Here is a 14120-nt window from a genome sequence, read left to right on the forward strand (position 1 = left end):
CGATCAGCCGCGTCACATGGGGGAACTCCTTACCGACCTTGATGACCTGCCCTTTCTCGGGCGGGTTCGGGAGGGCCGCGCGGACCGCGCGGCGGAATGCCCGATTTCGCCTCTCGCGGCGCCCGGCTCCCACGTCAACAAGGCTCCCAATGTTGTTGCACGGACCTTGCCGAATGGGTGGCCAGGAAGCCTCCTAGGGGTGATCATGAGAGTCACAGAGCGCACTTCCCTAGAGGAGGCACGGGTGGCCGAGACTCTGAAGAAGGGCAGCCGGGTGACCGGCGCCGCGCGCGAGAAGCTCGCGGCAGACCTCAAGAAGAAGTACGACGGCGGGGCAAGCATCCGAGCACTGGCCGAGGAAACCGGCCGCTCCTATGGCTTCGTCCACCGCATGCTCAGTGAGTCCGGCGTGACCCTGCGTGGTCGCGGCGGAGCCACACGGGGCAAGAAGGTTTCCACGGCCTGACGGGAGTCGGCGCCTGGCACGGCGATATGCAGTGGTCCCGGAGACATGACAGGGCCACCCGGTCGCGGAAGTGACCGACCGGGTGGTTACTCTTCGGTAATCAAGTCTGCCGATCGCTCGGAGGTGCCCGATGTCCGACCCCGCAGTGCTGCTTGAGCGTGACGGTGTACGGCTCACGGCGGACGACAGTGTCGCCGCCGTGACCTTGTGCAATCCGGCCAAGCGGAACGCCCAGTCGCCCGCGTTGTGGCGGGCGCTGGAGGAAGCGGGCCGGCTTCTGCCCGGCAGTGTGCGGGTGGTCGTGCTCCGCGCGGAGGGTGTGTCCTTCTCCGCCGGACTCGACCGGCAGGCCTTCACGCCCGAGGGATTCGACGGTGAGCCGTCGTTCATCGATCTCGCCCGTGCGTCCGAGGGCGAACTCGATGCCACGATCGCCGCGTACCAGTCGGCGTTCACCTGGTGGCGGCGCAATGACATCGTCACGATCGCCGTCGTCCAGGGACACGCGATCGGTGCCGGCTTCCAGTTGGCTCTCGCATGCGATCTGCGCGTCGTCGCCGACGACGTGCAGTTCGCCATGCGTGAGACCGCTCTGGGCCTGGTCCCCGACCTGGCCGGCACCAAGCCGCTGACCGAACTCGTCGGCTACGCACGGGCCCTGGAGATCTGCGCCACCGGTCGCTTCGTCCACGCCGAGGAGGCCGTGCGCACCGGCCTGGCCAACATCGCCGTCGCGGCCGACGCGCTCGACGCCACCGTCCAGGACCTCACCGCCGCACTGCTGGCATCGCCCCGCGACGCCGTGATCGAGACCAAGGCGCTGCTCCGCGAGGCCTCCGGCCGCACGTACGAGGAGCAGCGCACCGCCGAACGCGCCGCGCAGGGACGCCGGCTGCGCGACCTCGCGGGCGTCGGGGAGTAGCGGACCGACCCATCACCGGCGCGCCCCCGGCACTCCACCGCCGGGGGCGATGTCGGTGACCACGACGGTGGTGACGTCCCCCGTCACGGCCGTCACCGCCGCGGCGACCGCACGCGCCACGTCACGTGCGCGGTGCCCCGCGCCGACCGCGATCTGCACCCGGGCGGGGTGGTCGTGCCCGCCCAGCCGCGCGGTGAGCCGGGCGACCCCCGGCACCGCGGCGGCCGCCGCCCGCGCGGTGATGTCCCCCGGGGCCGCGTCGTCGGCCGTCGTGTCGTCGGGCCCGGCAAGGGGGACGGCCCCCGACGCCGCGTCCTGCCCGGCCGGTTGAGGCCGATCGGTGTCCAGCAGCCCCGTGACGGTCAGGTCGACCGCCGCGGGCTCCAGCCCGACGCCGTGCTCCGCGGCCTCCCACAGCGCATCGCGCAACCGCCGCGCCGAGTACGGCAGGGGCACGTCCGGTGTGGCCTCGAACGCGGCCTCGATCCGCAGCGGCAGCCGGGCCAGTGCGCCCGGGGGCGCCGACTCCGGTGCGGGCGCGGCCGCTTGCTCCGGTCCGGCGGCACCGATGCGCAGCCGTCCGAGCCGTACCCCCGGCACCCGCGCGGCGGCTGGGCGCAGCACCGCCGTCGCCGCGCTCTCGGTGACCCACAGCGTGTCCCCGGCGTCCCCCAGCGGCAGCACCCGGCCGAGCCCGAGTTGCCGGCGCACCGCCCGCGCCAGCCGGTCCGCGGTCATCGGCCCTCGCCTCCCTCCACCCCGGGACGTGCGCCCGTGCGCGTCGTCCTCGCCCGGTCGCCGCATCCTCACGGCGTGACGGGGCATGCCCACATAGTGTGGTGCACGGAGCAGCCCGAACCGCTCCCGCCATCGGAAGGTCGAAGGGACGAGGTGGGATGACCGAGACCGTGCAACAGGGCGAGGGCAGGGGCCGGACCCTGGAGAAGGGCACCAGCCCGGGCGCTTCGGCGACCGGCCGCAGGGCGCCCCTCGGCGACCCCGCGACCCGCGGCCGGACCACGATCGCCGACGGGGTGGTGGAGAAGATCGCCGGGCTCGCGGCCCGCGACGTGGAGGGTGTGCACGCCCTCGGTGCCGGCATTCCGCGCGGCTTCGGCGCGGTGCGCGACCGGGTGCCCGTCGGCAAGTCCGGCACCCGCGGCGTGCGCGCGGAGGTCGGCGAGGTGCAGGCCGCGCTCGACCTCGACATCGTCGTCGACTACGGCGTATCCATTGTGTCGGTCGCCCACGCCGTGCGGGAGAACGTGATCGTCGCCGTCGAGCGGATGACCGGCCTGGAGGTCGTCGAGGTCAACATCGCCGTGGGGGACGTCAAACTGCCCGACGACACGGACGACGACGACCAGGAGCAGCGGGTCCAGTGACATCGGCGCCGGACAACGGCCGCAGGACAGGGAGCGGACCATGAGCATGGCCCTGATCGGACTGATCGTCGGGATGGCGCTCGGCTTCGCCGGGTACTTCGGCGGGTTCGCCGCCTTCCTGCTGGTGGCGGCGCTCGGCGCCGTCGGGTTCCTGGTCGGCCGGTACTTCGACGGCGACCTGGAGCCCGGCGAGTTCTTCCGTACCCGCGACCGGCGGCGGTGAGGCGGCCCGATGAGCATCGCGGAGCCGGAGCGGACGTCCGCCGTTCCGCTCCTCGCCCCCGCCGAACGCGGCTCGTTGCGGATCGCCGACCGCGTCCCGGCGAAGATCGCCGCACAGGCCGCCCGTGAGGCGCTCAAGGGCGCGCCCGGACAGGAGCACGTGCCGCGCGGCGCGTTCCCCCGGGCGAGCGTCACCGTCCACCGCGACCGGATGCATGTGCGGGTGTCCGTCGAACTCGGCTACCCCGTCGACATCGCCGCGGTGAGCCGCGCGGTACGGCGTCATGTCGCCGAACGGGTGGAGGAGTTGACCGGGATCGTGGTGCAAGGGGTGGTCGTGGAGGTGGAACGCCTGCACTCGCAGGCCTCGCACGCGGCCGAGGAGGGGAGGGTGCGATGAGCGACCCCGTTCGGACGCGGGAGCCCGAGGCGGTCGTAGCGGCGTCCCCCCGCGTACGGCGCTTCTGGTCCCCGCGCCGCCTGCCCGCCGCCGTCACCGCGTTCCTGGTGCTGGCCGTCGCCGGTGTGCTGCTCTACGACGTCGCCGCGGTGCGCGCCGGACGCTCCGCCATGGCCTGGCGCACCTGGCTCGCGGACGACCTCGCCGCCCGGCCCGTCGGTGACCCGTGGATCCTCGCCGCCGGCTCCGCCGCCGTCCTCCTCGGGCTGTGGCTGGTCGTGCTCGCCGCGACGCCCGGGATGCGCGACGTGCTGCCGATGCGCCCGGGAACGGCGGGCGTCCGGGCGGGACTCGACCGGCACGCGGCCGAACTCGCCCTGCGGGACCGTGCGGTGGAGGTGCCGGGAGTGCGCTTCGCGCAGGTCTCCGTGACCCGCGGGGCGGCCGCCGTCCGGGCCGAAGTGGCCTTCCGGGAGACCGCGGAGGTGCGGGCCGACCTGGAGGCGGCCCTCGCCGCGGCCCTCGACGAGCTGGGGCTGTACCGCCCGCTCGCGCTGTCACTGGACGTACGCCGCATGGAAACGGGGTGAGCGCGGTGCGCTCCACGGTCAATCGCGTCCTGCTCGCCCTTGTCGGCCTGGCGCTGCTCCTCGGCGGAGCCTTTGTGCTGTGCGCCGGGACCGGCCTGCTGGACCGGCCCTGGACGGGGCCCCGCGACGTCCTGCTCGCCCCCGGCGACCGGACCCGGTACACCGGCGCCTCCTGGTGGTGGCCGGCCGTCCTGACGGCCCTGGCCCTGATCGTGCTCGGCGCCCTGTGGTGGCTGCTGGCGCAGCCGCGCGAGCGACGGCTGCGCCGGTTCACCGTGGACGCCGACGACGGGGGCGGGACGGTCCTGCGCGGCCGCGCCCTGGAGGAGGTCATCGCCGCGGACGCGGCCGAACTGCCGGGCGTCGACCACGCCGCCGCCACCCTCGCCGGGACCCCCACCGCCCCCACGGCCAGGCTGCTGCTCGCCCTCGCCCCGCACGCCGTCCCCGGCACCGTGCTGGCCGAACTCGACGGTGCGGTCCTGCGCCGGGCGTGCACCTCGGCCGGACTGCCCGCGCTCCCCGCCGAGGCGCGGCTGCGCGCCGTCAGCCACCGCGCCACCCGGGTCACCTGACGGGCCGGGGCGGCGCTCAGTACTCGCCGCGCGCGCCCCCGTCGACCGGCACCATCAGCCCGGTCAGGTACGAAGCGGCGGGCGACATCAGGAACGCGGCCGTGCGGCCGAACTCCTCGGGGGTGCCGTAGCGGCGCAGGGCGATGCGCTCGCTGAGGCGGGCGCGGGCGGCCTCGGCGTCGCCGGTGAGGGCGTCGAGTTCGCGGACCCGGTCGGTGTCGATACGGGCGGGGAGCAGCCCCACGACGCGGATGCCGCGCGGTCCCAGCCGGTTGGCGAGGTCCTTGGCGTGACCCGCGAGGCCCGGCCGCAGGCCGTTGGAGACCGCCAGGCCCGGGATCGGCTCGTGCACGGACCCGGAGAGCACGAAGCCGATCACCCCGCCCTCGCCCAGTTCCTCCGCCGCCGCGCGCGCCAGCCGCACCGCGCCCAGGTAGACCGACTCGAACGCCGCGCGCCACTGGTCGTCGCCGATGACGTCCGCGGTGCCCGCAGGCGGCCCGCCGACGCTGATCAGCATCCCGTCCAGCCGCCCGAAGTCCCGTCGCGCGGCCATGATCAGCAGCTCCGGCGTCCGGGGGTCGGCGTTGTCGGCGACGACCCCGACGGCGCTCGCGGAACCGCCCAGTTCCGCGACGGCGCCGGCCACCGCCTTCTCGCCGCGCCCGCTCACGACCACCTTCGCGCCGTCGGCGACCAGTTCGCGAGCGGCCGCGAGGCCCAGCCCGCGGCTGGCGCCGGTGACGATGTACACCCGATCCCTCAGCCCGAGGTCCATGACGGTTGCCGTGCCCCTTCCGTGCCGGACAGCGTGAGTGCCGTATTGACGAGCCCGATGTGGCTGAACGCCTGGGGGAAGTTACCCAGTTGGCGCCGTTCCACCGGGTCCCACTCCTCCGCGAGCAGGCCCACGTCGTTGCACAGGCCCAGCAGCCGCTCGAAGAGCTCGCGGGCCTCGTCGCGGCGGCCCGTGCGGTGCAGGGCGTCCGCGAGCCAGAACGAGCAGGCCAGGAAGGCGCCCTCACCGCCGGGCAGGCCGTCCACGCTGCTGTCCTCCAGGGTGTAGCGGCGCACGAAGCCGCCGTGGTCCAGCTCCCTGCGTACCGCCTCGACGGTGCCGATCACGCGGCGGTCGGTCACCGGGAGGAAACCGACCTGCGGGATGAGCAGCGTTGCCGCGTCCAGCTCCCGGGAGCCGTAGTACTGCGTGAAGGTGTTGCGCTCCTTGTCGAAGCCCTTGCGGCACACCTCGCGGTGCACCTCGTCGCGCATCGCCCGCCAGGCCGTCGCGTCGCCGGACAGGTGCGGCCGGGCCTCCAGCGTGCGGACCGCACGGTCGGCGGCCACCCACGCCATCACCTTGGAGTGCACAAAGTGCTGCCGCTCGCCCCGCACCTCCCACAGGCCCTCGTCGGGCCGGCGCCAGGCCGACTCCAGGAAGTCCATCAGCGAGTGCTGGACCGCCCAGGCGTGCGGCTCGTCCTGCATGCCGCGGGTGCGGGCGAGGAAGAGCGAGTCCAGGACCTCTCCGTAGACGTCCAGTTGCAACTGCGTCGCGGCGGCGTTGCCGACGCGGACCGGCAGCGACGCCTCGTAGCCGTCCAGCCATCCCAGCTCCTGCTCGGGCAGCCGCCGCTCGCCCGCGATCCCGTACATGATCTGCAGGTCCGCGGGGTCACCGGCGACCGCCCGCAGCAGCCAGTCCCGCCAGCGGTACGCCTCCTTGAGGTAGCCGGTGGCGACCAGCACATTGAGGGTCAGCGTCGCGTCGCGCAGCCAGCAGAAGCGGTAGTCCCAGTTGCGCACGCCCCGGATCTCCTCGGGCAGCGAGGTGGTGGCCGCCGCGACGATGCCGCCGCTGGGCGCGTAGGTCAGTGCCTTGAGGGTGATCAGCGAGCGCAGTACGGCGTCCCGCCAGGGGCCGTCGTAACGGCACTGGGCCGACCAGGTCTCCCAGTCCCGCACGCTCTGCCGCAGCGCCTCGTGGGGATCGATCGCCCGGGGCCGGCGTTCGTGCGAGGGGTGCCAGGTGAGGGTGAAGGCGACCCGCTCGCCCTTGGCGACGGAGAAGTCCGCGTGGGTCGTGAAGTCCTTGCCGTACATGCGGACCAGCGGCTCGCTGCGCAGCCACACCGAGTCGGGACCGGCGATGGCGATCCGGTGCCCCTCACTGCGGCGCATCCAGGGCACGACGTGCCCGTAGTCGAAGCGCAGCCGCAGCTCACTGCTCATGGGGACGCTGCCGGACACACCCTCGACGATGCGGATCACATCGGGCGCGCGGTCCCGCTGCGGCATGAAGTCGATCACCTTGACGGTGCCGGAAGGGGTCTCCCAGACGCTTTCCAGCACCAGGGTGTCGCCCCGGTAGGCGCGGCGTGTGCAGGGCTCGTCGGAGGACGCGGACGCGGGGGCGATGCGCCAGTTGCCGTTGTCGTGACCGCCGAGGAGCGCGGCGAAGCACGCGCCGGAGTCGAAGCGGGGCAGGCAGAGCCAGTCGACGGAGCCGTTCCTGCCGACCAGGGCGACCGTCTGCAGGTCGCCGATGACCGCGTAGTTCTCGATGGATCCCGCCACGGTGCCGCCTCCGCGCTCGGCCCCCCTTAGAGGGTGCCCCGCGGCCTACGGGGCCGCGACCGCAGCGACGGCCTGGCCGGGCGACTCCCCGTCCGCGGGGCCGCCGGCGGAGTCGCCGTCCGGGCCCTCCCCGGGGCCTGCCGCGGCCGCTTGGGCGGCCTGTGCCGCCGCGAGCCGCTCCTTGCGCTCCCGGCGCACCAGGATGACCCAGCCGACCGGCACCATGGCGGTGAACAGCCACCACTGGATGGCGTAGCCCATGTGCATGCCGATGCTGCTGTGGTCCGGTTCGGGGATCAGCTCCGGCTGGTGCCCGGTGGGCTTCGGCGAGGTGGCGGACAGCTCCATGTAGCCGCCGACCGGCTCCTCGCCGGCCGGCAGGTCCTTGGCGACCAGCCCGCTGTTGATCAGCATGATCATGCGGTCGGGGAGGCCGCCCTTGTTCCTGATCCCGGTCGCGCCGGTGGTCTCGTCGGGGCGCAGCCGTCCGGTGACGGTGACCTCACCGGAGGGCGCTGCCGGGACCTTCGGGAACTTCGTGAGGTTGCCGCCGGCCGCGATCCAGCCCCGGTTGACCAGCACCGCGCGGCCGTCTGCCATGACCAGGGGGGTGATGACGTGGTACCCGATGCTGTCCCCGTCGGCGGCCGTGCGCTGCCGGGCGACGACCTCGTGGGCGGTGTCGTAGCGGCCGGTCGCGGTGACCGTCCGGTAGATGTCCTTCTTCGGGACGACCGTTCCCGGGCCGGTCAGCGACTCCACGGGCAGGGGGGCCGCCTTGAGGTTGTCCGAGATCAGGTGGTTGTTCGCCACCCGGCGCTCGTGCCGGTGCAACTGCCAGAAGCCGAGCCGCACCATGGTGGGCATCATCAGCAGTCCGACGAGGGTGAGGATCACCCACTGGCGGGACAACAGGAAGCGGTACACCCCATGACCGTACAACTCGGTCGCGGGGCGCTTTCGGCAGGGGTCGGACGCCGCGGCGTCACCGCCCGGCGGCGGCCCGCCCCGCCGCCGTTCATTTCCCGGACGCCGCGGACCCGACGCGGTCGACGATGCCGGTACGGCCCTCGGCCTTGGCGCAGTGCCCGCCGCAGTACCAGTGGCCGTCCACCTCGACGCCGTGGCCGACGATCCGGACCCGGCAGTGCTCGCAGATGGGGGCCATCCGGTGGATGGCGCACTCGAAGCTGTCGAAGACGTGCACGGCCCCCTGGGCGTGCACCTCGAAGCTCATGACGTAGTCGTTGCCGCAGACTTCACATCGGGCCATGAGGCCCAGCGTGCGGGTGGGGCGTGGGCGCGGCAATCCGGGGGCGGGTGCGTCGGCCCGGCACCACCCGAACGGCTGCCGCGGGCCGCCTCAGCCGTGCACGTCGGGTGCCGGCGCGACGTCCTTGAGGAGTTCGGCGAAGCGCCGCTCGTCGATGACGGGGGTGCCCAGCTGGCGGGCGCGCACGGTCTTGCCGGTGAGGGAGCCCGGGTCGTTGGTGACCAGCAGGCTGGTGAGCCGGCTGACGCCGGACGCCACGTGCAGTCCGGCCTCGGTCGCCCGGTCCTCCAGCAGTTCGCGGTCGACGTTCGTGTCCCCCGAAAAGGCGACCCGCATCCCCTGGACCAGCGGGCCGCCCGGCTCCAGCCGCCCGGGATTGGGGTAGGGGCAGGCGGGCCGCTTCCGGTTGGGCCGCCAGCTCATGGGCCGGTACGTCGAGCGGTAACCGGCGGCCACCGACCGCGGTTCGGTGGCGGTGTCGATCCACTCCGTGAGCGGGCGGCAGGCGTGCAGCGGCAGCCGCAGGCCCCCGGCCGCCGCCTGGTGGAGGCTGGGGCGGAAGACCTCGGCCAGGACGCGGGCGTCGTCCAGGGCGTGGTGGGCCCGCTGCTGCACGACGCCGTAGTGCGCGGCCAGCGACCCCAGTTTGTGGTTGGGCAGCGGCAGGCCCAGCTCCTTGGACAGCACAATGGTGCACAGCCGGTGCTCCACCGGCGCGACCGTCCGGGCGCGGGCGAACTCCCTGGACAGCATCGACCAGTCGAAGACCGCGTTGTGGGCGACGAGGACGCGCCCCGCCAGCCGGGCCGCCAGTTCCTCCGCGATCTCGCCGAACAGGGGCGCGTCGGCGAGCATGTCGGAGGTGAGGCCGTGGATCCACACCGGGCCCGGGTCCCGCTGCGGGTTGACCGGGGAGTACCAGTGGTCCTGCACCTCGCCGCGCGCGTCCAGCCGGTAGACGGCGGCGGAGACTATCCGGTCGTCGCGGCCGAGCCCGGTGGTCTCGACGTCCACGACGGCGTACCCGTCGGGGTAGGCCTCGGGCCACGGTGGCTGCGGAAGCTGGGACACGTGCATGGTGGAACACAATACGGGCGGCCACCGACACTCCGGACCGGCCCCGTCCGGCTCCGCCCCGGTCAATGCCGCCTGGACGGACCGGACACGGGTCCCCGGTGCGGGTGCGGGACACGGGTCCGCGCTTGGCTGACGGGCCGTCAGTTCGTCATCGGCGGGCATGCCCAGCGCCGCACGATCCCCTTACCCAGCAGGCCTGTTGGGCCCGGCCGGCGCCGCTCGCGCGGCGCTGCTGCCCGGAGCGCGGCCCACCCCGGGAAAATACTGATGGGTAACGACGTCTGTTCGCCGGGCGCCGGGCGGCCCTATGGTTCCGCCATGCCGCAACTGCCCGATGCCGTGATGTGGTCGATACCCGCATTCGTGCTGCTCACCGTCCTGGAGGTGATCAGCTACCGGATCCACCCGGACGAGGACTCCGCCGGGTACGGCGCCAGGGACACCGCGACCAGTCTGTCGATGGGACTCGGCAGTCTGCTCTTCGACTTCCTGTGGAAGTTCCCGATCGTCGCGATCTACACCGGGGTGTACGCCCTGACCCCGCTCCGCGTGCCCGTCACCTGGTGGACGATTCCGCTGATGCTCCTGGCGCAGGACTTCTTCTACTACTGGCAGCACCGCGGGCACCACGTGATCCGCCTCCTGTGGGCGTGCCACGTCATCCACCACTCCAGCCGGAAGTTCAACCTCTCCACCGCGCTGCGCCAGCCGTGGACGAGTCTGACGTCCTGGCCGTTCTACCTCCCGCTGATCGCCTGCGGTGTGCATCCGGCGGCCCTCGCCTTCTGCTCCTCCCTCAATCTCGTCTACCAGTTCGGCATCCACACCGAGCGCGTCGGGAAGCTGCCGCGCCCCGTCGAGGCCGTCTTCAACACGCCCTCCCACCACCGGGTCCACCACGCCTCGCAGGGCGGCTACCTCGACCGCAACTTCGGCGGCATCCTGATCCTCTGGGACCGGCTCTTCGGGTCCTTCGCCGCCGAGGCCGAACGGCCGGTGTACGGACTGACGAAGAACATCGCCACCTTCAACCCGCTGCGCGTGGCCACCCACGAGTACGCCGCCATCGCCCGCGACGTCGCCGCCGCGCGCACCTGGCGCGACCGGGCCGGCCACCTGCTGCGCGGCCCCGGCTGGTCGCCCCGGCCCGAGGGTCCGGCGGCGTGAGCGCGCACCAGGGAGCCGTGCCGGCGGGGGAGTCCTCCCGTCGTGCACCTTGTGCCGCCCGCGCGGCCCTCGTGGTGTTCGCCGCCGTCTCCGCCGTGCACCTGGTGGCGACGGCGTTGCCGTCACAGGGGGCGGGCGTCGTGGAGGACGTCACCAAGGCGCTGCTGATGCCCGCGCTGGCGGCCTGGGCGGCGCTGCGGGGCGGCCCCCGCGTGCTGATGGCTGCGCTGCTGCTGGGCTGGGCCGGCGACGTGCTCCTGCAGTTCGGCGGGGACACGGCGTTCCTTGCCGGCATGGGCTGCTTCGCGGCCGGCCACGTCTGCTATCTCACACTTCTCGCGCGGCGCGGGGCGTTCTCCGTCCCCACCCGGACACGGTGGGCGGCGGCCGGGTACACCCTGGTGTGGCTTGCCGCGATCACCGTGCTGTGGCCCGGTCTGCCCTCCGCCCTGCGGGTCCCGGTCGCCCTCTACAGCCTGCTGCTGACGGCGGTCGCGGCCGGCGGCGCGGCACTCGGCACCCCGGCCGCGGCGGCCGGCGGCGGGCTGTTCCTGCTCTCGGACACCCTCATCGCGACCCGGCTGGCCGGGCTGCCGCAGCCGCCCGCCGCCGGATTCTGGATCATGCTCACGTACCTCGCGGCGCAGTTCCTCCTCGCGGCCGGACTGTACGGTGGTACGTTCCCACCCCTCCGCACAGCCAGGACGGCTTCCGTATGCGCGCCACCGTGATCCACGCCCCCCACGACATCCGCGTGGAGGAGGTGCCCGACCCGGTCGTCCGGCAGCCCACGGACGCCGTTGTGCGCGTGGTGCTGGCCTGCATCTGCGGCAGCGACCTGTGGGCCTACCGCGGCGTCGCGTCGCGGCAGCCGGGGCAGCGCATCGGGCACGAGTTCCTCGGCGTGGTGGAGGAGACCGGTTCCGAGGTGTCGGGTTTGAAGCGCGGCGACCTGGTCGTCGCCCCGTTCGTCTGGTCCGACGGCGTCTGCGCGTACTGCGCGGACGGCCTCACCACCTCGTGCACCGAGGGCGGCTTCTGGGGCGAGGTCGGCTCCGACGGTGGCCAGGGCGAGGCCGTACGTGTGCCGTTCGCGGACGCCACCTTGGTGCGGCTGCCCGCCGAGGCGCTGTCCGACGAGCGGCTGCTGACCGCCCTGCTGACCCTCTCCGACGTGCTGGGCACCGGTCACCACGCCGCGGTCGGCGCGGGGGTCCGGCCCGGCTCCACCGTCGCGGTCGTCGGTGACGGGGCGGTGGGCCTGTGCGGGGTGCTGGCCGCGCGGCGGCTCGGCGCCGAGCGCATCATCGCCCTCGGCCGGCACGAGGCGCGCACCGCCATCGCCCGCTCCTTCGGGGCCACCGACGTGGTGGCCGAGCGCGGCGAGGCGGCCGTCGCCGCGGTCCGCGAACTGACCGGCGGCCAGGGCGCCCACGCGGTGATCGAGGCCGTCGGCACCGAGCAGTCCATGCGCACCGCGGTCGCCGTCACGCGCGACGGCGGCGCCATCGGCTACGTCGGCGTCCCCCACGGCAGTGGCACCGGCCTGGACCTGAGCGACATGTTCGACCGCAACATCGCCCTGCACGGCGGCGTCGCCCCTGTGCGCACCTACATCCCCGAGCTGCTGCCGGACGTGCTGGACGGCACCGTCGACCCGTCCGCCGTGTTCGACCTGACGGTCGGTCTGGACGGTGTCCCCGGCGGCTACAAGGCGATGGACGAGCGCACCGCCCTCAAGACCCTGGTGAGGGTCTGAGAGCGGTGCGCCGGCGCCTTGTGCGCCCGTGTCCCCGCCGTCAGCCGGTGACGGCGTCCAGCGCGTCCACGATGCCGTGGCCGTAGAAGCTGTTGACGTCCGGCCCGCCGGTGCAGGTGGCGTCCTGCACGCCGTTGCCGTCGGGGTCGTACAGCCCTGTCGGGCAACCGGGGTTGTCGGCCTGCGCCTTGAGCATCTCCTGCAACTCCTCCGGTGAGGCGTGCCGGTGGGTGCTCTTCAGGAGCGCGGCGACGCCCGCCACGTGCGGCGAGGCCATCGACGTGCCCTGGAGCCAGCCGTAGGTGTTGCCCGGCAGCGTCGACAGGATGCGGCCGTTCGCGGACGGGGTGCCCGGCACCTGGAAGCGGTCACCGCCAGGGGCGGCGACGTCGACCACCCCGAGGCCGTAACTGGAGTAGTACGACTTCAGGTCGCGCACACCGGTCGCGGAGACGGTGACGACGCCCGGCAGCTGGGTCGGGATGTCCCAGCAGACGTGGGGGTCGACGGTCCGGGTGACCGGGGTGGAGTCGTCGGGGCTGGTGGTGTCCACGATCGCGGTGGAGTCGAGGTCGTGGTTGGAGTTGCCCGCCGAGGCGATGTTCAGCACGCCCTTGTCCTCGGAGTACCGCGCGGCGCGTTCGACGGCGTCGACGATGGCGCGCTGGTCGGGGTCGTCGAGGCAGTTGTAGAGCCACGGGTCGACGTAGTAGCTGTTGTTGGTGATCTCGACGCTGTTCTCGGCGGCGAAGACGAAGGCGCAGACCACGCTCTCGGGGTAGAAGAGCTGGGTGACGGGGTCGGCCACCTTGATGGAGGCGACCCGTACGCCCGGGGCCACACCGGCGACGCCGATGCCGTTGCGCGCGGCCGCGATCTCGCCCGCCACGTGGGTGCCGTGGTAGGCGTCGGCGCTGTACGGGCGCCAGGCGCCGGGGCTGGTGTCGGCCACGCCGCCCACGCAGTTGGCGGACTGCTTGGCCGAGAAGTTGGCCGCCAGGTCGGGGTGGGTGTCGTCGACGCCGGTGTCGATGACGGCGACGGTGACGTGCCGGTCGCCGGGGTCGATCCGGGCCGCCTTGTCGGCGCCGATGGCCGCCAGGTCCCACTGGTCGGCCTCCAGCGGCTCCTGCGCGGGGCCCGCCTTGGACCTGGCCGCGGCGGCCTCGGCCGCCGTGATCCGTTCCGGGGCGCCCAGTTCGGTCGTGGAGGCGGTGGACAGCGCGGCGGTGCGGGTGGCGCCCGCCGACTCCACGCCGCGCACCGTGCGCATGGCGGCGGCGAAGGAGGGGTTCGCCGAGTGGACGACGATCACGCCGATCTTCTTGTACGTCGCGACGATGTCACCGCCGTTGCGGTCCACCGCCTGCTGGACGTCCTTGATGGTCCCGCTGTTGGTCCGGGTGGTGTTGACCACGTACGACAGCACCGGGCCGTCGGCGGCGGCGGCGGTGCCGTTGCCCGGGGCCGTGCCGGCGGCGGCCGCCGAGGCGGCGTTCGGCAGGAACGCGAGAGCACCTGCCAGCACCATGCCGATGGGTATCGCGAGGGCGCGGCGCCGTCCTGGCAGGGGAGCCATGGGATCTCCAATCGTCCGACTGGCCGTCACCGCGGCGTGGTTGCCGCCGGACGGGTACATGACGAGGGAACCTAGCGCCGCCCCGAGCGCCCCTTCAATGCGTATGCGAGGAAAGCTCGGATTCCGGT

General features: G+C 73.4%; 17 protein-coding genes. 10 read left to right on the plus strand and 7 right to left on the minus strand.

All coding sequences use genetic code 11. The features are described 5' to 3' along the window. The first annotated feature begins 244 nt into the window (after positions 1 to 244). Both ABZ883_RS31925 and ABZ883_RS31930 read left to right on the plus strand, forming a co-directional pair. The gene (locus ABZ883_RS31925; protein WP_018560612.1) at positions 245 to 466 is read left to right on the plus strand and encodes a helix-turn-helix domain-containing protein; all 222 of its coding nucleotides are present in this window, start codon (positions 245 to 247) and stop codon (positions 464 to 466) included. Between the two features lie 130 nt (positions 467 to 596). Next, positions 597 to 1388: an enoyl-CoA hydratase/isomerase family protein gene (locus ABZ883_RS31930; protein ID WP_360912348.1), complete on the plus strand. Its 792-nt coding sequence runs from the start codon at positions 597 to 599 to the stop codon at positions 1386 to 1388. A 12-nt stretch (positions 1389 to 1400) separates the two neighbouring features. On the opposite strand, the gene ABZ883_RS31935 is transcribed toward ABZ883_RS31930, so the two are convergent. Continuing rightward, the gene (locus ABZ883_RS31935) at positions 1401 to 2126 is read right to left on the minus strand and encodes a nucleopolyhedrovirus P10 family protein (RefSeq protein WP_360912350.1); all 726 of its coding nucleotides are present in this window, start codon (positions 2124 to 2126) and stop codon (positions 1401 to 1403) included. A gap of 158 nt (positions 2127 to 2284) precedes the next feature. Here ABZ883_RS31935 and ABZ883_RS31940 point away from each other — a divergent pair, with 158 nt between their 5' ends. From ABZ883_RS31940 to ABZ883_RS31960, 5 genes are read left to right on the plus strand one after another with little or no spacing between them, the layout of a single operon-like run. After that, a complete protein-coding gene (locus tag ABZ883_RS31940; RefSeq protein ID WP_360912352.1) occupies positions 2285 to 2773 on the plus strand; it encodes an Asp23/Gls24 family envelope stress response protein in 489 nt (162 codons plus the stop codon). A gap of 40 nt (positions 2774 to 2813) precedes the next feature. After that, positions 2814 to 2996, plus strand: coding sequence for a hypothetical protein (locus ABZ883_RS31945; RefSeq protein WP_319661257.1), 183 nt, complete (start codon positions 2814 to 2816; stop codon positions 2994 to 2996). A gap of 9 nt (positions 2997 to 3005) precedes the next feature. Further along, entirely contained in the window at positions 3006 to 3395 is a 390-nt protein-coding gene (locus tag ABZ883_RS31950) for an Asp23/Gls24 family envelope stress response protein (protein WP_360912355.1), read from the plus strand. Beyond that, a complete protein-coding gene (locus ABZ883_RS31955; protein WP_360912357.1) occupies positions 3392 to 3985 on the plus strand; it encodes a DUF6286 domain-containing protein in 594 nt (197 codons plus the stop codon). The genes ABZ883_RS31950 and ABZ883_RS31955 overlap by 4 nt, the downstream gene beginning before the upstream one ends. Further along, a complete protein-coding gene (locus tag ABZ883_RS31960; RefSeq protein WP_360912359.1) occupies positions 3982 to 4560 on the plus strand; it encodes an alkaline shock response membrane anchor protein AmaP in 579 nt (192 codons plus the stop codon). The genes ABZ883_RS31955 and ABZ883_RS31960 overlap by 4 nt, the downstream gene beginning before the upstream one ends. A gap of 16 nt (positions 4561 to 4576) precedes the next feature. On the opposite strand, the gene ABZ883_RS31965 is transcribed toward ABZ883_RS31960, so the two are convergent. From ABZ883_RS31965 to ABZ883_RS31985, 5 genes are all read right to left on the minus strand, one after another. Next, the gene (locus ABZ883_RS31965; RefSeq protein WP_360912362.1) at positions 4577 to 5338 is read right to left on the minus strand and encodes an SDR family oxidoreductase; all 762 of its coding nucleotides are present in this window, start codon (positions 5336 to 5338) and stop codon (positions 4577 to 4579) included. After that, positions 5323 to 7137: a glycoside hydrolase family 15 protein gene (locus ABZ883_RS31970; RefSeq protein ID WP_360912363.1), complete on the minus strand. Its 1815-nt coding sequence runs from the start codon at positions 7135 to 7137 to the stop codon at positions 5323 to 5325. The genes ABZ883_RS31965 and ABZ883_RS31970 overlap by 16 nt, the downstream gene beginning before the upstream one ends. 45 nt (positions 7138 to 7182) lie before the next feature. Next, positions 7183 to 8064 carry an SURF1 family protein gene (locus ABZ883_RS31975; protein WP_360912365.1) on the minus strand — a complete coding sequence of 294 codons (882 nt, stop codon included), beginning with the start codon at positions 8062 to 8064 and terminating at the stop codon, positions 7183 to 7185. Between the two features lie 91 nt (positions 8065 to 8155). After that, entirely contained in the window at positions 8156 to 8410 is a 255-nt protein-coding gene (locus tag ABZ883_RS31980) for a hypothetical protein (RefSeq protein WP_360912367.1), read from the minus strand. A gap of 90 nt (positions 8411 to 8500) precedes the next feature. Further along, positions 8501 to 9487, minus strand: a complete 987-nt coding sequence (locus ABZ883_RS31985; RefSeq protein WP_360912369.1) for a DEDDh family exonuclease — start codon at positions 9485 to 9487, stop codon at positions 8501 to 8503. A gap of 318 nt (positions 9488 to 9805) precedes the next feature. Between ABZ883_RS31985 and ABZ883_RS31990 the strand changes: the two genes are divergently transcribed. From ABZ883_RS31990 to ABZ883_RS32000, 3 genes are read left to right on the plus strand one after another with little or no spacing between them, the layout of a single operon-like run. Beyond that, complete coding sequence (locus tag ABZ883_RS31990) at positions 9806 to 10654, plus strand: sterol desaturase family protein (RefSeq protein WP_360912372.1); 849 nt, start codon at positions 9806 to 9808, stop codon at positions 10652 to 10654. Further along, positions 10651 to 11385 (plus strand): lysoplasmalogenase, encoded by a 735-nt coding sequence (locus ABZ883_RS31995; protein ID WP_360912374.1) that lies wholly within the window; start codon positions 10651 to 10653, stop codon positions 11383 to 11385. Before ABZ883_RS31990 ends, ABZ883_RS31995 begins: the two co-directional genes overlap by 4 nt. Beyond that, positions 11370 to 12413, plus strand: a complete 1044-nt coding sequence (locus tag ABZ883_RS32000) for a zinc-dependent alcohol dehydrogenase family protein (protein WP_360912376.1) — start codon at positions 11370 to 11372, stop codon at positions 12411 to 12413. Before ABZ883_RS31995 ends, ABZ883_RS32000 begins: the two co-directional genes overlap by 16 nt. Before the next feature lie 40 nt (positions 12414 to 12453). Here ABZ883_RS32000 and ABZ883_RS32005 read toward each other — a convergent pair whose 3' ends face one another. Further along, on the minus strand, positions 12454 to 13992 hold the full coding sequence (locus ABZ883_RS32005; RefSeq protein ID WP_360912378.1) for a S8 family serine peptidase: 1539 nt from the start codon (positions 13990 to 13992) through the stop codon (positions 12454 to 12456). Positions 13993 to 14120: the final 128 nt, after the last annotated feature.

It is taken from the genome of Streptomyces sp. NPDC046977 (genome assembly GCF_040644455.1).
GTDB lineage: Bacteria > Actinomycetota > Actinomycetes > Streptomycetales > Streptomycetaceae > Actinacidiphila.

Coding starts and splice junctions, on each gene's coding strand:
- ABZ883_RS31940 (WP_360912352.1), top strand. CDS start 2,285: ATGACCGAGACCGTGCAACAGGGCGAGGGCAGGGGCCGGACCCTGGAG.
- ABZ883_RS31985 (WP_360912369.1), bottom strand. CDS start 9,487: ATGCACGTGTCCCAGCTTCCGCAGCCACCGTGGCCCGAGGCCTACCCC.
- ABZ883_RS31980 (WP_360912367.1), bottom strand. CDS start 8,410: ATGGCCCGATGTGAAGTCTGCGGCAACGACTACGTCATGAGCTTCGAG.
- ABZ883_RS31930 (WP_360912348.1), top strand. CDS start 597: ATGTCCGACCCCGCAGTGCTGCTTGAGCGTGACGGTGTACGGCTCACG.
- ABZ883_RS31950 (WP_360912355.1), top strand. CDS start 3,006: ATGAGCATCGCGGAGCCGGAGCGGACGTCCGCCGTTCCGCTCCTCGCC.
- ABZ883_RS32005 (WP_360912378.1), bottom strand. CDS start 13,992: ATGGCTCCCCTGCCAGGACGGCGCCGCGCCCTCGCGATACCCATCGGC.
- ABZ883_RS31935 (WP_360912350.1), bottom strand. CDS start 2,126: ATGACCGCGGACCGGCTGGCGCGGGCGGTGCGCCGGCAACTCGGGCTC.
- ABZ883_RS31955 (WP_360912357.1), top strand. CDS start 3,392: ATGAGCGACCCCGTTCGGACGCGGGAGCCCGAGGCGGTCGTAGCGGCG.
- ABZ883_RS31945 (WP_319661257.1), top strand. CDS start 2,814: ATGAGCATGGCCCTGATCGGACTGATCGTCGGGATGGCGCTCGGCTTC.
- ABZ883_RS31990 (WP_360912372.1), top strand. CDS start 9,806: ATGCCGCAACTGCCCGATGCCGTGATGTGGTCGATACCCGCATTCGTG.
- ABZ883_RS31965 (WP_360912362.1), bottom strand. CDS start 5,338: ATGGACCTCGGGCTGAGGGATCGGGTGTACATCGTCACCGGCGCCAGC.
- ABZ883_RS32000 (WP_360912376.1), top strand. CDS start 11,370: ATGCGCGCCACCGTGATCCACGCCCCCCACGACATCCGCGTGGAGGAG.